19 protein-coding genes are annotated in these 21,144 nt (G+C 71.7%); 10 read left to right on the top strand and 9 right to left on the bottom strand.

Going from position 1 to position 21,144, the window contains the following annotated elements; all coding sequences use genetic code 11:
- Positions 1-47: 47 nt before the first annotated feature.
- Complete coding sequence (locus tag ACZ4FV_RS15305) at positions 48-1,262, top strand: DUF6114 domain-containing protein (RefSeq protein ID WP_465322752.1); 1,215 nt, start codon at positions 48-50, stop codon at positions 1,260-1,262.
- A gap of 43 nt (positions 1,263-1,305) precedes the next feature.
- Here the strand turns inward: ACZ4FV_RS15305 and ACZ4FV_RS15310 are convergent, their stop codons facing one another.
- On the bottom strand, positions 1,306-2,250 hold the full coding sequence (locus tag ACZ4FV_RS15310; RefSeq protein WP_395859234.1) for a ribose-phosphate diphosphokinase: 945 nt from the start codon (positions 2,248-2,250) through the stop codon (positions 1,306-1,308).
- Between the two features lie 173 nt (positions 2,251-2,423).
- Between ACZ4FV_RS15310 and ACZ4FV_RS15315 the strand changes: the two genes are divergently transcribed.
- Positions 2,424-2,855, top strand: coding sequence for a hypothetical protein (locus ACZ4FV_RS15315; RefSeq protein ID WP_395859235.1), 432 nt, complete (start codon positions 2,424-2,426; stop codon positions 2,853-2,855).
- A 72-nt stretch (positions 2,856-2,927) separates the two neighbouring features.
- Here ACZ4FV_RS15315 and ACZ4FV_RS15320 read toward each other — a convergent pair whose 3' ends face one another.
- On the bottom strand, positions 2,928-3,242 hold the full coding sequence (locus ACZ4FV_RS15320) for a hypothetical protein (protein WP_395859236.1): 315 nt from the start codon (positions 3,240-3,242) through the stop codon (positions 2,928-2,930).
- Positions 3,243-3,464: 222 nt separating this feature from the next.
- The gene (locus ACZ4FV_RS15325; RefSeq protein WP_395859237.1) at positions 3,465-4,400 is read right to left on the bottom strand and encodes a hypothetical protein; all 936 of its coding nucleotides are present in this window, start codon (positions 4,398-4,400) and stop codon (positions 3,465-3,467) included.
- 235 nt (positions 4,401-4,635) lie between these two features.
- On the opposite strand from ACZ4FV_RS15325, the gene ACZ4FV_RS15330 reads away from it, so the two are divergent.
- A complete protein-coding gene (locus ACZ4FV_RS15330; protein WP_395859238.1) occupies positions 4,636-5,307 on the top strand; it encodes a papain-like cysteine protease family protein in 672 nt (223 codons plus the stop codon).
- 1,024 nt (positions 5,308-6,331) lie between these two features.
- Here the strand turns inward: ACZ4FV_RS15330 and argS are convergent.
- From argS to ACZ4FV_RS15350, 4 genes are all read right to left on the bottom strand, one after another.
- Positions 6,332-8,080 carry an arginine--tRNA ligase gene (gene argS, locus ACZ4FV_RS15335; protein ID WP_465322753.1) on the bottom strand — a complete coding sequence of 583 codons (1,749 nt, stop codon included), beginning with the start codon at positions 8,078-8,080 and terminating at the stop codon, positions 6,332-6,334.
- Positions 8,081-8,174: 94 nt separating this feature from the next.
- Positions 8,175-8,783, bottom strand: a complete 609-nt coding sequence (locus ACZ4FV_RS15340; RefSeq protein ID WP_395859242.1) for a TetR family transcriptional regulator C-terminal domain-containing protein — start codon at positions 8,781-8,783, stop codon at positions 8,175-8,177.
- Positions 8,784-9,027: 244 nt separating this feature from the next.
- Complete coding sequence (locus tag ACZ4FV_RS15345; RefSeq protein WP_395859335.1) at positions 9,028-10,407, bottom strand: GntT/GntP/DsdX family permease; 1,380 nt, start codon at positions 10,405-10,407, stop codon at positions 9,028-9,030.
- Positions 10,408-10,424: 17 nt separating this feature from the next.
- Positions 10,425-10,949: a gluconokinase gene (locus ACZ4FV_RS15350; RefSeq protein WP_395859243.1), complete on the bottom strand. Its 525-nt coding sequence runs from the start codon at positions 10,947-10,949 to the stop codon at positions 10,425-10,427.
- Positions 10,950-11,093: 144 nt separating this feature from the next.
- On the opposite strand from ACZ4FV_RS15350, the gene ACZ4FV_RS15355 reads away from it, so the two are divergent.
- Positions 11,094-11,822 carry a FadR/GntR family transcriptional regulator gene (locus ACZ4FV_RS15355; protein ID WP_395859244.1) on the top strand — a complete coding sequence of 243 codons (729 nt, stop codon included), beginning with the start codon at positions 11,094-11,096 and terminating at the stop codon, positions 11,820-11,822.
- Between the two features lie 231 nt (positions 11,823-12,053).
- Positions 12,054-12,644 carry a lytic polysaccharide monooxygenase auxiliary activity family 9 protein gene (locus ACZ4FV_RS15360; RefSeq protein WP_395859245.1) on the top strand — a complete coding sequence of 197 codons (591 nt, stop codon included), beginning with the start codon at positions 12,054-12,056 and terminating at the stop codon, positions 12,642-12,644.
- An 82-nt stretch (positions 12,645-12,726) separates the two neighbouring features.
- On the opposite strand, the gene ACZ4FV_RS15365 is transcribed toward ACZ4FV_RS15360, so the two are convergent.
- Positions 12,727-13,317 carry a helix-turn-helix domain-containing protein gene (locus ACZ4FV_RS15365; RefSeq protein WP_395859246.1) on the bottom strand — a complete coding sequence of 197 codons (591 nt, stop codon included), beginning with the start codon at positions 13,315-13,317 and terminating at the stop codon, positions 12,727-12,729.
- 145 nt (positions 13,318-13,462) lie between these two features.
- Between ACZ4FV_RS15365 and ACZ4FV_RS15370 the strand changes: the two genes are divergently transcribed.
- Complete coding sequence (locus ACZ4FV_RS15370; protein WP_395859247.1) at positions 13,463-14,119, top strand: SAM-dependent methyltransferase; 657 nt, start codon at positions 13,463-13,465, stop codon at positions 14,117-14,119.
- A gap of 221 nt (positions 14,120-14,340) precedes the next feature.
- Here ACZ4FV_RS15370 and ACZ4FV_RS15375 read toward each other — a convergent pair whose 3' ends face one another.
- The gene (locus ACZ4FV_RS15375) at positions 14,341-16,269 is read right to left on the bottom strand and encodes a DUF2264 domain-containing protein (RefSeq protein WP_465322754.1); all 1,929 of its coding nucleotides are present in this window, start codon (positions 16,267-16,269) and stop codon (positions 14,341-14,343) included.
- A gap of 205 nt (positions 16,270-16,474) precedes the next feature.
- Between ACZ4FV_RS15375 and ACZ4FV_RS15380 the strand changes: the two genes are divergently transcribed.
- From ACZ4FV_RS15380 to ACZ4FV_RS15395, 4 genes are all read left to right on the top strand, one after another.
- Positions 16,475-17,671: a substrate-binding domain-containing protein gene (locus tag ACZ4FV_RS15380; protein ID WP_395859249.1), complete on the top strand. Its 1,197-nt coding sequence runs from the start codon at positions 16,475-16,477 to the stop codon at positions 17,669-17,671.
- Positions 17,672-17,790: 119 nt separating this feature from the next.
- A complete protein-coding gene (locus tag ACZ4FV_RS15385) occupies positions 17,791-19,125 on the top strand; it encodes an ABC transporter substrate-binding protein (protein WP_402232534.1) in 1,335 nt (444 codons plus the stop codon).
- A 134-nt stretch (positions 19,126-19,259) separates the two neighbouring features.
- Complete coding sequence (locus tag ACZ4FV_RS15390) at positions 19,260-20,165, top strand: carbohydrate ABC transporter permease (protein ID WP_395859251.1); 906 nt, start codon at positions 19,260-19,262, stop codon at positions 20,163-20,165.
- The gene (locus ACZ4FV_RS15395) at positions 20,162-21,106 is read left to right on the top strand and encodes a carbohydrate ABC transporter permease (protein WP_402232536.1); all 945 of its coding nucleotides are present in this window, start codon (positions 20,162-20,164) and stop codon (positions 21,104-21,106) included. The genes ACZ4FV_RS15390 and ACZ4FV_RS15395 overlap by 4 nt, the downstream gene beginning before the upstream one ends.
- Positions 21,107-21,144: the final 38 nt, after the last annotated feature.

The raw sequence follows: 21,144 nt of genomic DNA on the forward strand, positions 1-21,144 counted from the left end.
CGAACTCATCCTCCGATCCCACGTCACCTCCGGAGAACGGAACCGACATGGAGCCGAGATCGTGGTTGGACCGGCATCTGCCGTTTCGAGCCGAGCGCCGGGTGATTCGCCGCTGGCGGCGGACCAGGCCGTTCTGGAGCGGCGTGTACCTGATCGCGGGCGGCCTGGAGATCCTGGCCGTGCCGCTGTCCCCGCTGCCGGTGATGGTCAGCCTGGGCATCGCCGGGATCGCGAGTCTGGCCATCGGCGTGATCCTGATGGTCGCGGGCCTGTTCATGTGGTTCGCGGCGCAGCACCGGCACTTCGTGGGCATCGTCGCGCTGGTCGCCTCGATCGCGTCGTTCGTCGTGGCCAATCTCGGCGGCTTCCTGCTGGGCATGCTGCTCGGCGTGCTCGGCAGCGCGATGGGCTTCGCGTGGCGGCCGGTGCGTGCGGTCGGGGCGACCGAGTCCGTTCGGGAGAAACCTCGTTCGCGGCCGAGCACACCGCCCGCGCCGGTCGGGTCCGTCACCTCGATCACGCTGCTCGGCGGGCCGGGGCCCGGGCCCGGCTTGGTGCCGGACCCCGCCGCGCGGTCGAACGAGGAGTCGGACGAGGAGCCCGATCGGAGGGCGGATCAGGGGGCGGATCGTCCCGCCCCCGCGAAGGCTCGGCGGCGGTTCAACCGGCGCCGCGCCGGCGGCGCAGCCTCGGCCCTGGCGGTCGCGCTGCCGTTGCTGATCGTCGCGTCCGTACTCGGCTCGGACGGGAACCGGGCCCAGGCGGCCGAGACCGCCTCGAAGCCGTGTACCGCGCGGGCCACGGCCGAGGCGTGCGGCGGCACCAGGGCGGCCGCCGCGTCGGCGCCGACGACGACCAGGATCGTCGTCGGCGCCACACCTCCGACCATCACGGCGAGCTTCTTCGCCCCGATCGGCTTCGCCCTCGCCGGCGTGACCACCCTGGAGACCGCGCGCGGGCCGTTGCGGGTGCTCGTGCTGACCATGCGGGCCGCGCACCTGCGCGACTACCGCCTCGCCACCCGCGACGGCGACGGCCCGAGGATGCGGATCGACACGACCCGGCTGGATCTGGACGGCAACGTACGGATCTACCTCACCCGCCTGCACGGCTGTATCGAGGGCCTGATCTGCCTCGATTTCGCCGCCGACGGGCTGCCGCTCCCACCGATCATCCCGCCGTTCGTCTTCATGACCGACGTGCGCGCCGAACAGGCCCTCGTCCTCACGGACAAGATCACCACCGACTTGAACCTGACCTGATCCGACCCGACCGACCCCGACCCCACGCCGCCCGAACCGCGTGTCACGGGGTGTCGAACAGGGCGCTGACGCTTTCTCCGTTGTGGATGCGGCGGACCGCCTCGGCGAGGGCGGGGGCGATCGACAACACGTGCAGCTTGTCGGTGTGTTCCTCGGTGGGGATCGGGACCGTGTTGGTGCAGACGATCTCCAGCACGTCGGGCTGATCCGACAGGCGCTTGAGGGCGCCGGCGGCGAACAGCCCGTGGGTGCACGCGACGCGAATCGAGCGGGCGCCCAACTCGCGGAGACGGTCCAGCAGTTCGAGCACCGTACTGCCCTTGGCGATCTCGTCGTCCAGGACGATCACGTCCCGGCCGGCGACCTCGCCGATCACCGCGCTGATCGCCACCCGGTCGTCGGCGAAGCGCTGCTTGGCACCCGCCGCGACCTGGGCGCCGAGCATCCGGGCGAACGCGGCGGCCTCCTTGGCGTTGCCCAGGTCCGGCGAGACCACGGTGGTGTTGGACAGGTCGTGGCGCCGGAAGTGCTCGGCCAGTTCACGCAGCGCGTGCAGATGGTCGACCGGAACCGAGAAGAACCCGTGCACCTGCGGCGAGTGCAACGTCATCGCCAGCACCCGGCTCGCACCGGAGGCGACCATGAGGTCGGCGACCAACCGACCGCCGATCGAGATGCGCGGCGCGTCCTTCTTGTCCGAGCGCGCGTAGGCGTAGTGCGGCATCACCACGGTGATCCGGCCCGCCGACGCACCGCGCGCGGCGTCGCACATCAGCAACAACTCGACCAGGTTCTCCTGCACGGGAGCGACCAGCGGCTGGATCAGGAAGACGTCGTGCTCGCGACAGTTGGCCTGAAGTTGTACCTCCAGACAGTCGTTCGCGAATCTGTTCACCCGGGTCGGACTGAGCGGCACACCCAGGTGCGCGCAGACCTGGGCGGCCAGTTCGGGGTGTGCGCTACCGCTGAACACGGCGATCTCTCGCACGAACCGCTCCTTGTGTCATCGAATCGCCGCACTCGAGTCGGCATTCCGGCCACATGCTAAGGCCCACCCCCCAACCCACCGAACCAACGGCCCCGACGGACCCGACGGACCCGACGACGGACCGATCCCGGCGGGCACACCCACCGGGACGGCCGACGGACCACAATGCCCTCATGAAGACGCTACGAAGGTTGGCGGCGGGGTCGGCGATGGTGGTCGTCGTGCTGGAAGCGCTCTGGGCCCTCGGGTTCGTGTGGTTCATGGGTGACGTCATGGTGTTCGGCTTCGGGCCGGAGGGCGACGGGCCCGACTCGCGCGAGGTCTTCGTGTCGCGGGCCCTGATGTGGACGGTGGCCGCGGGCGCCTGCGTGCAGGCGGCTTGGGTGTGTCGTTCGCTGGTTCGGCGGCTGCGGGTGCACGGCAGCGCCCGCCGGGGCATCGGGGCCGCGATCGTGGCCCACGGCGCGGCGATCGCCGTCTCGGCACTGGCCGGCTCCGGCCTGGTGGCGCCGCTCCTGCTGCCGCCACTGGGCGTCCTGCTGGTCGCGGCCGTGATCACCCGAGGCGGTCGCGATGTGTCCGCGCGATTCGCCGTGCCTGCCTGAGCATCGGGCGCACCGGGCATACGTCTGCTCGACCGCGCGTGGGTTGCGCGTGGCGAGCGGGGGCGGGGCGCTCTACGGCAGTCGGGTGCCGATGCGGAGGATTACGTCGCCCGAGCCGTCGGGGGATGGGTGTGTCGACCAGACCCGTTCGGAGATGGTGGTGCCGCGGGCGGTGGTGTACTCGGCCACCCACAGGGTCGCCCGCTCGTCCGGGTCGATCAGCACCTGCGCGGTCGTTCGCGAACCGTCGGCGAACAGCAGGTCGCCCGGTGCCCTGCCGGCTCGGTGCGGGTCCGTCGTCCCGGGCGTGTGCAGGCGCACCAGCGCGCCGGGATACAGATGTGAGCCCGCGGCCCGCAGGACCGGCCGTTCCGTCGTCTCGCTCACGCGTGTCGTTCCTTCCTTCGGGTGCGCGGATCGCGCGCCGCGGTCGTCGCGTCCCGGCCGTCGAGTGTCCGTCCGGTGGTGGACGGGTGGGGCTGCCCCGGTGGTCGCCGGCGATTTCCCGCCCATCCAACGTCATCCGGTGCGGGATCGCCCCCGGTGGTGCGCCCTTCGGGTGAGCGGGTCCGCGCGGGCGAGTGCCGGGCGCTCGGACGCCGACGGCGATCAGGTCCAGTCCCAGCCGATGCCCAGGATGCCCGGGGCGACGTCCTGTTCGGCGAGGTGGACCACACAGTGTCGGCCGTTGAGGGTCAGGTCGCGCCGTCCGGTACGTGGGGCGCCTGCCGTGGTCCGGGCGAAGCGACGGCAGTGCACCGGTAGGGCGGTGGGATCGAAGCGGACCTGGAGCACGTACTGGCCGCACGGGAAGGTGAAGCCGCGCACGTACTCGTCGCTGGGTCCGCCGGTGCCGTCCTCGAAGCCGTAGCCGAAGACGTAGGTGTCCCCGGAGCGCAGCCGCGCGTCGAACAACAGCTCCGCCACGAGCACGGCCGCGTCCCGGCTCCAACGCACGCGCCCCACACGGCAGTTCTCGGTCGCCCGGACACGCACTCGCTCGGGCGCGCAGCCCCGGTCGCCGATGTGGATGGCGAGATAGCGGTCCACCCCGTCGCGATGCGCGCGCACCACGTGCTGCGAGGCGCGATCCAGGAGTTCACGCCGGGGCCCGACCCGGACCTGTTCGAGCTGGCACACGGTGTGCAGGCCGCCGTCGGCGGGTGATTCCAGGTCGGTCAACAAGGGGCCGAGCGAGCCGGACGCCTCCACCACCGCGCGATAGGACCGCGACGCCGTACGCTCGGCGACCGCCGGCTCCAGCAGCCTGGTCAGCGCGTGCGGCGGCAACTCCAGGACCTCTTCGAGCGCCCGCACCGCGCGCAGCGACTCGGCGCGCTGCGGCCGCCGGGCCCCCTGCTGCCAGTAGCTGAGACTGGTCACCCCCACCTGCACGCCGCGCTGGGCCAACCGGTGCTGCACCCGGTGCAGGGCCAGGCCGCGGGCCGCCAGCGCCGCGCGCAACGCCAGATGGAAGGGACCGACGCGCAGGACCCGCGCCAACTCCGCCTCGGCCGGGTCACCCCGAGTGTCGGTCCGCGGCATCGCTCGCCTCCCTTGTGAACGTTCACGGCGGACCGGCCGGGACCGCCGCTCCCGACCGAGGTGTTCCAGTCGACCGGTCACGAGCCGTTCACAGGCCGGTCCAGGCGTTCACACCACCGCTTCACCCCGCATTGAAGCGTCTTGAAACACACCACGACAACACCCGATGCTCCACCTTGCAGCGTCCGGACGCGCGCCACGCCCCACCCCGTCCCTCCGTTACGGAAGGAACGCCATGACTCGAACGTCCCCACGAACGAGCCCCGTGTCCGGCCGCCGCGCCGGCGCGCTGACCCTCACCGTGTTCGCGCTGCTGTCCGCGCTGTTCGCGGTGCCCTCGGCGGCGTCCGCCTCCGCCGCCGGCTCCTTTGCGCCGGCCGTCCAAGCGCAGAGCCCCACCCCGGAACAGGCCCAACCGCTCGCGCTCGCCACGAAGAAGCTGAACATCACCATGCAGGCCCAGCAGAAGAGCAACTGGTGCTGGGCGGGTGCCGGCAACACGATCGCGACCTGGTACGGCCGCAACTACAGCCAAAACCAGTTCTGCAACGCGGCGTTCGGCCGTTCGCAGAGCACCGAGTGCCCCAACTCGCAGGCGACGCTCGGCAACGTGCAGACGGCACTGCGCTGGGCCGGGATCAACTCCGGCTCCTACGTGAACGGTTGGCTCCAGTACAGCACCGTACAGACCGAGATCAACGCGAACCGGCCGATCGAGACCCGGATCCAGTGGTCCTCGGGCGGCGGGCACATGCACGTCATCCACGGCTTCGACACCGCGCAGAACTGGGTCTACTGGGGCGATCCGTGGCCGGACAACCACCGCTACAACTGGGCCGCGCACAACTGGTACGTGAACAACAACGAGTTCTCCTGGACCCACTCGCTCTACCGGATCGGAGCGTGACGCCATGACCACAGGCGGCATCAAGCGCCTGTTCGCGGCGGGTACCCTCGCGGCGGCGCTGACCCTGACGCTCACCCCCCAGGCCGCGCACGCCGCGTCCGTGCCCGCACCGCCCGCGCCGGACGCGATCAGCGTGGGCGCCGCGCGCGACGTGATCGCCGCGCCCGGCACGCTCGACACGTTGTCCAGGTTCTTCGCCCGGGACGGCGCGCTCGCGGCGGCGGACGCGGCTCCCCGGATCGACGGCGACGTGGTCGCCGTGTACACGCTGGCCCCGGAGTTCGTCGCGGCCCGTCCGGGCGCGCGGCCGGTGCCGATCGCCCGGCAGGAGTTCCTCGCCGCCACCGTGGTGGCCGCCGACGGCCGCAAGGCGTCGGTGTGGACGGTGGACGGCCCGCAGGGCCGACAGGTGGTCAACATCGCGGACGGCGACGACGAGGCGCGCCACATCGCGGCCGGCGCGCGCTTGCTCGCGGGCGGGGTCGTCTTCCGCGAGCCGCAGATCAACGCCTGGTACGTGCAGGGCGGCGACCGGGTGTTGCCGCTGAACGCCGACGCGAAGCGTGCGATCGGCGCCGGCGGGACCACGGTCTCGGCGTACCGGGACCGGGTGCACCGGGCCTACGCGGACAAGCTGCCCGGCTCCGGCTACGACGCCAAGGGTCTCGCGGGCGGCTTCGGGCCGACCGACACCGGTACGGCGCGCACCGACGGCGACCGGCGTCGGCCCGACCGCGATCGCCGCGGCCGGTCTGCTCGGCGTCGCCGGCGTGGGCGGCGTGCTGGTCAAGGTCCGGCGCCGCCGCGGCTGATCCCCCTGCCCGGCGGCCCGATCGGGGCCGGGGCCTTCCGGCCGGGCGGGGTCGACGCTCCCCCACGTCGACCCCGCCCGGGAAGGTTCTGCCACGACCGCACGCGCGCCCGCCGAGCACGCGGGCGCGGGTGCGGTCGGCTGCAAACAGGTCGCTGCAAACAGATCGCTGCGCACCGGTCGGCTGCGCACCGGTCGGCGTCGACCGCTCGGCTACATCCGCTCCGGCGCCTCGATGCCCAGCAGGTCCAGGCCGCGCGCCAGGGTGCGGGCGGTCAGGTCGCACAGGATCAGTCGCGAGTGCCGGATCTCGCCCGTCGAGCGCAACACCGGGCAGTTCTCGTAGAAACCGGTGACCGTGGTCGCCAGTTCGAACAGGTGGAGGGCGAGGCGATGGAAGTCCAGCGATTCGCCGACCTCCGCGATCACGTCGGGGAAGGCCAGGAGGCGCAGGGCCAGGGCCCGTTCGGCCGGCTCCCCGATCACCAGCGGCCCGGTCGCCCGCGGCGCCTCGGCACCGGCCCGACGCAGGATCGAGCGGGCCCGGGCGTGTGCGTACTGGAGGTAGGGCGCGGTGTTGCCGTCGAAGGACAGCATGCGGTCGTAGTCGAAGCGGTAGTCCTTGCGCCGGTCCCCGGACAGGTCGGCGTACTTCACCGCGCCGATGCCGACCGCCCGGGCCACCGCCGCCCGCGCGTCCGCGTCCAGGTCCGGGTTCTTCTCGGCGATCGTGGCGGCGGCCCGGGACACCGCCTCGTCGAGCAGGTCGACCAGCTTGATCGAGGCCCCGGCCCGGGTCCGCAGGATCTTTCCGTCGGAGCCCAACACGTAGCCGAAGTCGACGTGTTCGATCCGCGCGGGCGCACTCGGCCGGTCCGCGTCGCGCGCGGTCGCATCGTGCCATCCCGCGTCGCGCCCGGTCGTGAAGACCATCTCCAGGTGCCCGCTCTGCGGTGTGCCGACCACGTACAACAGTCGGTCGGCCGCGAGGTCTTGCAACCGGTGCCGCAGGGTGGCCAGATCGGTGGCGGCATAACCGAATCCGCCGTCGCTCTTGCGCACGATCAGCGGCAGCGGTTCGCCGTCGCGATTGACGAAGCCCGCGGGGAAGACACACTGCGCGCCGGCGCTCTCCCGGAGCAGTCCCAGCTCCGCCAACTCCGCTACCAGCGGCGCCAGTCGATCGTTGTAGCGGCTCTCCCCCACGAAGTCGTCCGCGGTCAGCCGGACACCGAGTCGGGCGTAGACCGCCATGAAGTACTTCTTGGACTCGGTCACCAGCACCCGCCACAACCGCAACGTGGTCGGATCGCCCGCCTGCAACGCGACCACCCGCTCCCGGGACCGGACCCGGAACTCCTCGTCTGCGTCGAAGGCACGCCGTGCGGCCTGGTAGAAGCCGGTCAGGTCGCCGACCGACAACTCGTGCGCCGCCTCGGTCTCGCCGATGTCCAGGAGGTGCTCGATCAGCATCCCGAACGGGGTGCCCCAGTCGCCGAGATGGTTGCGGCGCAGCACGGTGTGGCCCTGCCACTCCAGTACCCGCACGGCGGCGTCGCCGATGATCGTCGAGCGCAGGTGGCCGACGTGCATCTCCTTGGCGGTGTTCGGCCCCGAGTAGTCGACGACGATCGTCTCGGGCCGGTCGGTACGCGGCACGCCGAGTCGTTCGTCGGCGGCGATCCCGGCGAGCGACCGGCCGAGCGCGGTCGGCGCGAGGGTGAGGTTCACGAAGCCGGGCCCGCTGATCTCCGCCGCGGAACACAGGTCGTCCAGCGCGGCGTACCGGAGCACCTCGGCCGCGATCTCGCGCGCGTCGCGGCCCAGGCGTCGGCCCAGGGCCCCGTCGCACTGGAAGTCCGCGTGCCGGCTCGGGCGGATCGTCGGATCGGCGGGTGTGCCCGCGACCCGTGCGAACGCCGGGGCCAGCCGCTCGATGAGCAGCTTCTCCGGAGTGGTCATGCGGGGAAGCTAGACGACCCGGGGGTGCGGACTCATGTCATTTTCCGCGCGTGCGGCGGTGGAACGGGCGAGCCGGGTGGTCTGCGGGGTGGATTCAGCGGGCTTCGGGGTTCGGGCCGGGACGGGCGATCCGGTCGAGTTCGGCGTCGAGCGCGCGGGCGGCGGCGGTGCCGGACATGCGCTCGGGGTAGAGCAGCGCGTGCACGCTCAGGCCGTCGATCAGGGCCAGCAATTCGGCCGTGACCCGGTCCACGTCCACGCCGTCGATCAGTTCGCCGTCGTCGCGGGCGTCGCGCAGGACACCGCGGACGATCACGCTCAGGTCCTCGCGCTCACGGCGGTTGTTCGCGGCGATCTTGGGGGAGACCAGGCCGCGGTGCCACATGGCCACCTCGAGGACGGTCTCCTGAAGGCGGTCCTCGTCCAGGGGGAGCAGGTCGATCAGGCCGGCCCGCAGAGCGGCCAGGCCGAAGCGACCGGCGGTGAGGTCGAAGAAGCGCCGGGCGATCCGGCGATGCGACCAGTGCACGGCGGCGAGCAGTACGTCGTCGGGGTCGGTCAGGCCGAGTTCGACGGGCGGAGGATCGAGGGTGGCGGCGACCTCCTCGGGGGTGACCGGCGAGCCGCCTCGGGCCGATACGAGGCGGAACGCGGCGGCGCGTACCCGGTCCTCGTCACGAGCAGCATCCTGGGGACCCGACATGCCGGCAGCTTAGGGCCTGCCCGGCCGATCGTGGCGGACCCGACACCCTTCTCCACGCCGCGCCGGATCGTGCCGGGCGTCGGCGGGGCCGGGCCCGGCGACTCGCGGGGTGCGGGGACCGACCACCGCGTCGCGCGTGGCGCCTTGCGCGACACCACGACGTCGCGCCCCGCGCCGGCTGCGCCCCGCCCGCCGCGCCCGACGCCCCGCGTCGTCTACCGCTCTCCGGGCACGGGTGTGTGCGCTACAACACCAGCGACAACAGCAGCACGAACCCGCCCGCGACCACCGAGATGATCGTCTCCATCAGCGACCAGGTTTTCACCGTCTGGCCCACGCTCATCCCGAAGTACTCCTTGACCAGCCAGAATCCCGCGTCGTTGAGGTGGCTGAAGAACAGCGAGCCCGCGCCCACGGCCAGCACCAGCAGTGCGGTGTGTGTGCTGCTCATGTCCGCCGCGAGGGGTGCCACCAGGCCCGCCGCCGAGATGGTCGCCACCGTCGCGGAACCGGTGGCCAGTCGGATCGCCACCGCGATCAGCCATGCGAGCAGCAGCGGCGAGATGGCCCAGTCCTCGGATATCTCCAGGACCATCCGGCCGACGCCCACATCGATCAGGGTCTGCTTGAAGCCGCCGCCCGCGCCGACGATCAGCAGGATGCCCGCGATCGGCAGCAGTCCCTTCTCCACCGTGCCGGACAGCCGCTCCCGGGTGAATCCGGCGGCCCGGCCGAGGGTGAACATCGCCACGATCACCGCCGAAAGCAGCGCGATCAGCGGTGAGCCGACCACGTCCGCGACCCGCTGGACCCGGTCCGCGGGGTCGTCGACGACGATGTCCACCAGCGCCTTGCCGAGCATCAGCACCACCGGGAGCAGCACGGTGCCCACGGTGACGGCGAAGCCGGGCCGCTGCTGCGGATCCGCCGAGGAACGCTCGGGGGCCAGGCCCTCCGGTGGCGCGATGTCCACCCAGCGCGAGGCGTACCGGCCGAACAGCGGGCCCGCGATGGCCAGCGTCGGGATCGCGACCAGCACGCCGAGCGCGAGCACCACGCCCAGGTCGGCGTCGATCGCGTCGATGGCCGCGAGCGGGCCGGGGTGCGGCGGGACCAGACCGTGCATCACCGACAGGCCGGCCAGGGCCGGGATGCCCACCCGCATCAGCGAGTGGTTGCCGCGCTTGGCCACCAGGAGCACGACCGGGATGAGCAACACCACGCCGACCTCGAAGAACAGTGGCAGGCCGATGATGCCCGCGATCAGCGCCATTGCCCAGGGCATGGTGCGATCGCTCGCCTTGGCCAGGATGGTGTCCACGATCTGGTCGGCGCCGCCGGAGTCGGCCAGCAGCTTGCCCAGGATCGCGCCGAGCGCGATCAGTACGCCGACGCCCGCGACGGTGGAGCCCAGGCCCGAGGTGAAACTGGCGATCGCCTTGTCCATCGGGGCCGCGGCGACCGCGCCGAGCACCAGCGAGCCGATTGTCAACGCCAGGAAGGCATGCAGCTTGAAGCGGCCGATGAGCAGCACGATCACGCCGATGCCGACGAGCACCGCGAGGCCGAGTTGGGCGTGTCCGGCCGAGGTGATCGGCGCGGCCGGCGCCCCCGCCGCCACCATCGGCAGGGCTATGGCGGTCACGAAGTTTCCTGATTCGGTTCCAGGCGGCGCAGCGCGATGACGGCCTGCTCGGTGACGGCGTCGGGTCCGGGCGATATGTCGAGCACGAGGCCCGCCTCGTCCGACTCCAGCGGTTGCAGATCGGCGAACTGCGAGGCCAGCAGGGTCTCCGGCATGAAGTGGCCGGTGCGCCGGCGCAGGCGCTCGGCGATCAGGGCGCGGTCGCCGACCAGGTGCACGGTGATCAGCTCGGGCGCCGCCAGCCGCAGCCGGTCGCGGTAGCCGCGCTTGAGCGCGGAGCAGCCGACCACGCCGCCGGACTGCGCGTGTGCGGCGAGCCAGCCGCCGACGGCGTCCAGCCACGGCGCGCGGTCCACGTCGTCCAACGGGATCCCGGCCGACATCTTGGCGATGTTGGCGGGTGGGTGGAAGTCGTCCGCGTCCGCGTAGGGCACCCGCAGTTCGGCGGCCAGTAGCCGACCGACTGTGGACTTCCCGGTCCCGGACACACCCATGACCACCACGACGTGGGGGGCGTTCATCGATACCTCGCTGTCCTTGCCCGGCTCGTGCTCGGGCGCCGTCCCATACCCAAACTTATAGGTAGTACTTAATCAAGACTTCTGAACAATTAAGTCATACGTAATCTGATCGGCTCACGGCACCCCGCCCAGTAGGCTGCCGCCATGGAGAACGAGGGCCGGGGCTTGCATATGAAGGTGCTGGAGTCCCTCGGGCCGGCCATCACGGCCGGCGCCTACCCCGCCGGCACGGTTTTGCGCACCGACGAGCTGGAGCACCGTTTCGAGGTCTCGCGCACCGTGGTCCGCGAGGCGATTCGGGTGCTGGAGTCGATGCAGTTGGTCGAGTCGCGGCGCCGGGTCGGGGTCACCGTCCGGTCGGCCGAGCAATGGAACGTCTTCGACCCGTACGTGATCCGCTGGCGGCTGGCGGGCGCCGACCGCCCGCGTCAACTCCGGTCGCTGACCGGACTGCGCTCGGCGATCGAGCCCGCGGCGGCGGCGCTGGCCGCGGCGTCCGCGACGCCGGCCCAGTGCGCCGCGCTGACCGAGCACGCGCTCGGCATGGTCTCCACCTCGCGCGGCCGGCAGTTGGAGGCGTACCTCGTGCACGACATCGCCTTCCACCGGGTGATCCTGGCCGCGTCCGGCAACGAGATGTTCGCCCGGCTAGGCGACGTGGTCGCCGAGGTGCTGACCGGCCGCACCCACCACCACGTGATGTTCCCGGACCCGGACCCGGCCGCGGTCACGCTGCACGTCCGGGTCGCCGAGGCGGTCCGCGAGGGCGACGCGGCCGGCGCGGAGCGACTGACCCGCGAGATCACCGTCGGCGCGATGGCGGAACTGGAAGTACTGGCACCGGAGTCGCACGCCGAAGCCGATCGCGTCTGAGCGTTCGACCCCCGCTCGGAGCGACCGGCAAAAATTGGCAAGATCATCAATCTCCGTGTCCGGAAAGGGACTTCATCTTCGTTGCTGTGGTCCAGACCATTGACCGAGTGGTCTGGACCTCTTAACTTGAGGAACGCACTACGGATGTGGGCATCCGGTGAAAAAGGCGTACGACGCGGACCCGGACCGTTCGAACGTCCTTCGCATTCACTCGTCCCCAAGGAGAGTTCCATGCGTAAAAGGACCATCCTGACGGCGCTGACCATCCCCGCCGTCTCGTTCCCCCTGATGATGGCCGGCACCGCGGGCGCGCACGGTTGGGTCACCAGCCCGCCGAGCCGTTCCGCCTACTGCGCCCAGGGCACCGTCACCAACTGCGGTGAGATCCAGTGGGAACCGCAGAGCGTGGAGGGCCCCAAGGGCTTCCCGGCGCGCGGACCGGCCGACGGCCGACTCTGCGCGGGCGGCAACAGCCGCTTCGCCCAACTCGACGACCCGCGTGGCGGCGCGTGGCCGAGCACTCCGGTGAGTTCCGGATCGAGCAAGACGTTCACCTGGAAGCTGACCGCGCGGCACGCCACCACGACGTTCCGCTACTTCGTCACCAAGGCGAGTTGGAATCCCAGCCAGCCGATCACCCGGGCGCAGTTGGAGAGCACCCCGTTCCTGAGCGTCCCGTACGGCGGGGTCCAGCCCGGCGCGACCGTCTCGCACACCGGCACGCTCCCGGCCGGCCGCAGCGGCAAGGCGGTGATCTTCGCGGTCTGGGACATCGCGGACACCGGCAACGCCTTCTACCAGTGCACCGACGTCACCTTCTGATCCCACCCGGCACGTCCCATGCCGGTACGAACGTGCCGGAGGGTCGCCGCACCGCGACGACCCTCCGGCACGCGTGGGCGGCTTACCCGCCGCCGCCGGGCCGGGCCCGTACGTGCATGCGCTCGCCCTGGGTGCCGTACAGGCTGAGGAACTCCACCGGCTCCGGCCCGACGCAGGTGAAGGCGTGCGGGGTGCGGGTGTCGAACTCGGCGGCCTCGCCCGCCACCAGCACGAGTTCGTGCTCGCCCAGGTACAGCCGCAGCCGGCCGGACAGGATGTACATCCACTCGTAGCCCTCGTGCGTCTGCAACTCGGGTGCGCTCCCGCCGAGTCCGGGCGGCAGGATCTGCTTGAACGCGTGCAGCCCGCCGCTGTACCGGGTCAGCGGGATGATGGTCATCCCGTGGCGCTGGATCGGGCGCGCGTGTACCCGCGGATCCCCGGTCTCCGGCGCGTCGACCAACTCGTCCAACTGCACGCCGTACGCCTTCGCCAGCGGGAGCAGCAGTTCCAGGGTGGGTTTGCGCAGCCCGGACTCCAGCCTGGACAGCGTGCTGGGCGAGATCCCGGTGCTCTCGCTCAGGTCGGCCAACGTGGTGCCTCGTTCCAGGCGCAGGGCTCGCAGGCGCGGGCCGACGGCGGTGAGGACCGAGGTGAGCTCGCCATCTTTCATGGCACCATTTGCCGACTCGGCAACAAGGTTTGTCAATCGCCGGGCGTCGGGCGGACCATTTTGGACAGGGCGGCGGACCACGTGCCGCCCTGCCTCGGCCGGACACGGCCGGGCGCATTCGCCACCGCCACAGAGGACTCCCACGATGACCGACGACCAGCTTGCGGAGCACGCCGACCAGCCCTCGGCGGCGGAACTCTGGGACGCGCGCTACGCGGAAAGCCACCGGATCTGGAGCGGCAACCCGAACGCCGCCCTGGTCCGGGAGACCTCCGACCTGCCGCCCGGCCACGCGCTGGACCTGGGCTGCGGTGAGGGGGCCGACGCGATCTGGCTGGCCAAGCGCGGTTGGCGGGTGACCGCCACCGACGTCTCCCGGATCGCGCTGGAGCGGGCCGCCGAGCACGCGAAGGAGGAGGGGGTCACCGACCTGATCGACTGGCAGTGGCACGACCTGGGCGCGACCTTCCCGGCCGGCACCTTCGACCTGATCTCGGCGCACTTCCTGCACTCGCACGGCGAGTTGGACCGCGACGCGATCCTGCGCACCGCAGCCGCGAACGTCGCGCCCGGCGGCGTGCTGCTGGTGGTCGGCCACTGCGGGTTCCCGGCCTGGGAGACGAACCCGCACCCGGACGTGCGGTTCCCCGCCCCCGACGAGGTGCTGGCCGCGCTCGAACTCCCGGAGGGGCAGTGGGAGGTGCTCCGCAGCGAGGAGCACGAGCGCATCCAGAACGACCCCGAGGGCCGGCCCACCACCCGCACGGACAACACCTTGATGGTGCGCCGCCTGGCGGGCTGAGCCGGTCGCCCGGGCGCCGCCGGGCGACCCGGACCGAGCGGTCGCGGCGCTCGCGGTGGGCGCGGCGGCGCTTCGGTTCGGGCGTGTTCGTGGGTCACCGGGCACCGTCCGCCCGGTCCGCCCGGTCCGCCCGGTCCGCCCGGTCCGCCCGGTCCGCCCGGTCCGCCCGGTCCGCCCGGTCCGCCCGGTCCGAGCGGGCAGGGTGGCGGCGGCGCTTCGGTTCAGACGTGCTCGTGGGTCACCGAGCAGCGGTCCGCCCCGTCCCGGCGGATCCGGCTCGTGCTTCCGTCGGCCCATGTCACGTGCACGCCCGACGCCGTCGCCAGCACTCGCGGCGCCGCGACGGGCGCGGCGTCCGCCCAGGTCAGCGACAGCACCGTGACCAGCGGGCCGGCGGCCACCGTGCCCTCCACCACGGCCAGTTCGGCGACCTCGCCGAACGCGGTCCCGTGCGGCGCCGAGTCGACGCGGGCCCGGTCCCAGCCGTGCGCGCCGGTCAGCGTGCTGTGTACCGACGCGGTGGCCACCCGCGCGCCGAGGCCGTCGGCCGCGGACCGCAACTCGTCGCGGGACGAGGTCGCCGGCGCCCACCCGCTCTCGCGCACGGCGGCGCCCTCGGGCGCCCGGACGTGGTGTACGCGTACCTCGTACGGCCCGCGCGCCACGCTGATCGACACGATCCGGGTGTCCGGCACCGGCTGCCCGGCGAGCGTGGGCAGGTGCGCCGAGGCCGCCCACCCGGGGCCGGCGCCCAGCGGCTCGATCCGGCCGCGCCCGGTCGTCCCGCCGGCCAAAACGAGCCCGATGTGGTTGTCCGCCGGATCGCCCTCCCGGGTCGGGCCGGTCAGCGTCGAGTAGGCCAGCCGGGCGTACAGCGGATCGTCCGCGTCGAGGCCGGCGGACGTTGTGGTCGCGGCGGCCGGCTGGTGGTCGGCGCCGTGGTTGACCAGCCGTCCCACGCCGTGCCCGGAGTGCACGAGCAGGCCGGGACCGGGCAGGCCGAGCGCGGGGTCGACGTCCACGTCCTCGGCCGGTCCGGCGCTCTCCCGGGCGGTCCACACCTCGTGCCCCTCGGGCAGCAGCAGGCCGACGAAGCCCTTGGCCGCCCAGTACGGCGACGCCGAGCCCGAGTACGCCTGCACGGTAGCCGGGTCCGGTCCGTACCAGCCCAGTGACAGCAGGCCGTCGCGGGCCGCGCCGCGGTCCAGGAAGTGTCGCAGTACCCCGCTCGCCAGCCGCCGGGTGGTGCCCGGCGGGTACGGCGTGGCGTCCACCAGGGCGCCCAGCCACAGCGGAGCCGCCGCCGCGAACCGGTAGGTCAGTGAGCGTCCCTGGTGCAGCGGCGCGCCGGTGCGGTCGAAGAGCCGGCCGTAGCCGGTCAGGAACTCGCGCATGCGCGCGCGCCGGACGGGATCGGCCGGCGCGCCCGCGACCGCCGCGCACAGCAGCGGGTACAGGTGCATGGCCCAGCCGTTGTAGTGGTCGAAGTAGCGTCCGGCGCCGTCGGTGTACCACCCGTCGCCGACGTACCACTTCTCGATCCTGCCCAGCCCCCGTTCGATCGCGGCGCGAGCCTCGTCGCGGTGCCGGTCGGCCGCCTCCAGGAAGGTGCCCACCGCGACCGGGAAGAGCCACCAGTTGTTGTCCACCGGCTCGTGCCGCAGTGCGCCCGCGAGCCAGTCGGCCGCCCGCTCGCGGGTGGACTCGTCGAGCCGGTCCCACAGTTGATCCTTCGTCAGGTGCAGGGCCAGGGCCACCGACGCGGACTCGACCATCGCCTGACCGTGGTCGACCACGGCCGGCCAGGACTCGGGATCCGCCGTACCCGGCGCGGCCGTTCCCGCGCGCAGGCCGTCGGCGTACGGCTCCAGGAGGCCCGCCGGGACCGCGCGGCCGGAGGCGGCGGTGCCGGCCGCGCGCAGCGCCGCGAGCAGGAACGTGCGGGCGTAGCCCTCCAGTCCGTCCGATCGCTCGCCCGACCAACTCGTGCGCCCCGGAAGGGTGATCAGCGCGCCGCCGGGGGAGCGGTACGGGCGCACCGCGGCGAGCAGGCCGTCGGCCACCGCCTCCCAGTGCGCGCGGGTCCAGCCGGTGTACGGGCTCAGCGCGCGATCCTCCGGAGGGAGCACGAAGGGGTGCGGTGTGTTCACGGATCTCCTCGACTGGACGCGCGCGGCCGTCGATACGCTAGGCGGGGTCGATCGATCAGGTCAAGAGTCGGTTTGATCGAACGATCCTTTTCAATCAAAATCGAATGGCGATGCCCTAGGCTGAGGCGGCGGCCGGACAGCAGCCGGACGCAGGGGGGCACGGCCCGGTCCGGGCCGTGCGCTGAACGGAAGGACGACGTCCACGGTGTTGGCGGAACAGCGGCAGGAACTCATTCTCAGGACGGCCCGCGAACAGGGCAGCGTCAAGGTGGTGGAGATCGCCGAGGAACTGGGCGTGTCCCTGGTCACCGTGCGGCGCGACGTCACCGCTCTGGTGGCGAGCGGCCTGTTGGCCCGCGTGCACGGCGGCGCCACCCTCCCGCATGCCCGCCCGTCCGCGCCGGAGCCGGGCCGGCCGCCCGCGAACGGCCACGACGGCCCGACGGTGGGCATGCTCGTACCGTCCGCCACCTACTACTTTCCGGAGGTCGTGCGCGGCGCCCGGGACGCGGTCGAAGCGATCGGCGGCCGGCTGGTGCTGGGCATCTCGCGCTACCTGCCCAGCGAGGACCGGGACCAGGTGGACCAGTTGTTGCGCGGCGGCGTGGACGGGCTGCTGCTGACTCCCTCGCGCGCGCCGGGGCCGGGCGGCGAGGACGCGTGGATGGGACGCCTGCCGGTGCCCGTGGTGCTGGTGGAGCGGCGCGCCGAGATCGGCTCCGGGCTCGAACACCTGGACCGGGTGGCCTCCGACCACGCGCTGGGCGCGGCGCAGGCGGTTCGCCGACTGGGCGCGCTCGGCCACGAGCGCATCCTGCTGGTGGCCCGGCTCGGCAGTCCCACCACGCCGGCCGTGCACGCCGGCTACACCGCCGCGATGGCCGCGCTGTCGTTGACCCCGCCGGATCCGGCCGGGGTGGAGACACCGCATCCGGGCGAGGACGCGGACGGCTTCGACCGGGCGGTCACCCGGGTGATCGAGGCGGCCCGCTCGGGGGCCGCCACCGCCGCGCTGGTGCACAACGACCAGGACGCGCTGCTGCTGGTGTCCCGGCTGCGTGCGGCGGGGCTGGAGGTGCCCGGTGACCTGGCGCTGATCGCCTACGACGACGAGGTGGCCGCGTTGGCCGATCCGCCGCTGAGCGCGATCGCGCCGGCCAAGCACGAGGTCGGCCGGATCGCGGTCGAGTTGCTCGCCGCGCGGTTGGCCGACGGCGACGACGGGCGCGCGCCCCGACACATCTCGCTGGTGCCCAGGCTGCGGCTGCGCGCCACCACGGAGCCGAGCGCAGCGCAGCCGAGCGACCCGAAGTCGGCCGGCCCGGTGCCGGGCGACGCGAGCGATTCGACCGACCCGACCGATTCGATCCGAGCGAGCGAAAGCGAACAAGCCATTCTGTGATCGAACGATCATAGCGAGTTTCGTTTTTCATCGATTGTTCATTTGCTCTTGACGCTGTTCGCTCCTGACCGAATGATGCTCGCTATCGCCTTCGATGCAGGTTCGACCCAGGAGCATCCATGCAGCGCACATCCATCAGACTCGGCACGGCTCTCGTCGGCATAGTCACCGCCCTGAGCCTCGTCACCGGTTGTGGCGGCGGCGACGACAACAAGAAGGACGCCGGGGCCGCCCCCGCCGCGGGCGGCGGCCCGGGCCAGAAGCAGGAGCTCACCTTCTGGTCCTGGACCAAGGGCACCCAGGAGGTCGTGGACGCGTTCAACAAGTCGCACCCCGACATCCAGGTCAAGTACGAGCAGATCCCCTCCGGCAACGCCGGCGGCTACGCGAAGATGGCCAACGCGGTCAAGGCGGGCAACGCCCCCGACGTGCTCACCATCGAGTACCCGCAGCTGCCGGACTTCGTCAGTCAGGGGGCCGTGCAGGACCTCTCGTCGAAGGTGTCCGGCCTCAAGTCGAAATTCCCCGCGTCGGTCAACAAGCTGACCGAACTCGGCGGCAAGACCTGGGCCGTGCCGCTGGACGCGGCGCCGATGGCGCTGTACTACCGCAAGGACTTCTTCACCGACCACAACATCCCGGTGCCCAAGACCTGGGACGAGTATCGGGCCGCCGCCGAGCAGGTCAAGAAGGCCGACCCGAACGCGCGGATCGGCACCTTCTACCCGGACGACCCCAGCACCATGGCCGGGCTGACCTGGCAGGCCGGCGGCTCGTGGTTCGGCACCGAGGGCGACGCCTGGAAGGTCTCGCTGACCGACCCGAACTCGCGCAAGGTCGGCGAGTACTGGAACAAGCTGGTCTCCGACGACCTGGTGCGCGTGCAGCCCTCGTTCAGCCAGCAGTGGAACGCCGACCTCAAGAGCGGCGGCACGGTCGGCATCGTCGGCGCCTCGTGGAGCGCGGGCGTGCTCAAGAGCAGCCAGCCCGACCTGGCCGGCAAGTGGGCGGTCGCGCCGCTGCCGGACTGGGGGACCGCGTCCAACGGCATGCTCGGCGGCTCGACCTTCGCGGTGAGCAAGGACAGCAAGAAGACCAAGGCCGCGCTCACCTTCATCGAGTGGATGACCACCACCAAGGAGGGCATCACCGCGCGGATCGCCAGCGGCACCTCCAGCGCGTACCCCGCCGCCACCGAGCTGGTGCCCACCGCCGCGCAGTCCTTCGACACCGGCTACTTCGGCAAGCAGGAGATCTACCCGCTGTTCACCGAGGCCACCGGGAAGATCGGCACCGGCTGGACCTGGGGCCCGTCGATGACGCAGACCAACACCATCCTCAAGGACCAGTTCGGCAAGCTCTCCAGCGGCGGCAGCATCGTGGGCGCCCTGGAGGAGGCCCAGAAGACCACCGTCGAGGACCTGAAGAAGCGCGGCATCTCGGTCAAGAGCTGACCGCTCGCCCGCGACGGGCCGAGAGCAGACCGCTCGCCCCGCGAGGCCATCCTTCGGCCCGACCCGTGATCCGCAGGCCCCCGGTGCGCCCCGCGCCACCGCGTACCGGGGGACCGCCACGAGGAAGCAGTTCCATGAACACATCCCTGCGCGCCGGACGCCGGCGCCGGAAGACCACCGCCGCGCTGTTCCTGACCCCGTTCTACGCGCTGTTCATCGCCACCATGGTCGTGCCGATCGGCTACGCGATCTGGCTCAGCCTGTTCACCGAGAAGACCTCGGGACTGGGCTTCGGCGGCACCAGACGTGTGTTCAGCGGCTTCGGCAACTACGCCGACGCGCTCGGCGACGAGAAGTTCCGCGACGGCTTCGTCGCGATCGGGCTGTACTGCCTCCTCTACATCCCGGTGATGGTCGGCACCGCGCTCGCGCTGGCCCTGCTGCTGGACTCGGCGCTGGCCCGGGCCCGCCGGTTCTTCCAACTCGCGCTGTTCCTGCCGCACGCGGTCCCGGGCATCATCGCCGCGCTGATCTGGGTCTACCTCTACACCCCGGGCCTGAGCCCGGTTATCGAACTGCTCGAATCCGGCGGCATCCACTGGGACTTCCTGGCCTCGGACACCGCGCTGTTCTCGATCGTCAACATCGCCACGTGGGAGTGGATCGGCTACAACATGATCATCTTCTACGCCGCGCTCCAGGCGATCCCGCGCGAGGTGGTCGAGGCGGCCACGGTGGACGGCGCGGGACCGGTGCGCATCGCGGTCTCGGTGAAGATCCCGATGATCCGCGCCGCCGTCGCGATGACGATGTTGTTCACCATCATCGGCTCACTGCAACTGTTCACCGAGCCGTCCATCCTCAGCGACGCCAACCCCGCCGTGGGCAGCTCGTGGACACCCAACATGTACGCCTACTCGGCCGCCTTCCGCGCCAACGACTTCGGCCTCGCGGCGGCGGCATCGGTGCTGCTCGCCGTCTTCGCCGCGGCACTGTCGTTCGGCGTCACCCGCCTGTCGTCCGGACGGAGGACCGCATGAGCACCACCGTGCAACAACCGGACGGGGCCGCGGCCCCCGCTCCCGCGCCGACCCGTACACCCGCGGCCAAGCCCATCCGCCGCCCACGCGCCAAGGGCCGCGCCACCGAGGCGCTGATGGGCAAGGTCGCCGTCAACGGCGCCCTGGTGCTGGTCACGCTCTACATGATGTTGCCGCTGGCCTGGCTGCTGATCGCGGCGACCAAGGACATGGGCGGCCTGTTCGGCGGCGACGGCTTCGCGTTCGAGGGGTTCCACTTCACCGAGAACGTCAAGGCCGTCAGCACCGAGGGCGACGGCATCTACTGGCACTGGTATCTCAACAGCCTGCTCTACGCCGGCGTCGGCGCGGGGCTCGGCTCGTTCATCAGCGTGCTCGCCGGCTACGCGTTCGACAAATTCGACTTCCCCGGCAAGGAGAAGTTGTTCGGCGGCGTGCTGTTGGGCGTGCTCGTACCCACCACCGCCGTCGCGCTGCCGCTGTATCTGCTCGCGTCCAAGGTGGGCCTGGTCAACACCTTCTGGGCGGTGTTCATCCCGGTCATCGTCAACCCGTTCGGGGTCTACCTGGCCCGGGTGTTCAGCGCCGGATACGTCCCCGGCGAGGTGCTCGAAGCCGCCCGGATGGACGGCGCCGGCGAGATCCGGACCTTCTTCGGCGTCGCGATGCCGATGATGATGCCGGGCTTCGTGACCATCTTCCTGTTCCAGTTCACCGCGATCTGGAACAACTTCTTCCTGCCCCTGGTGATGCTCTCCGACCAAAAGCTCTACCCGGTCAGCCTGGGCCTGTACTCGTGGAATACCAACGCGCACGCCTTCCCCGAGTTCTATCCGCTGGTGATCACCGGATCGCTGATGGCCGTGGTTCCGCTGGTCGTCGCGTTCGTCTCGCTCCAGCGCCACTGGCGCTCGGGGCTCTCCGCGGGGAGCGTCAAGTGAGCGACGGCACCACCCGATTCGAGTCCGCCGGCGGTACG

The organism is Embleya sp. NPDC025285 (assembly GCF_055558835.1).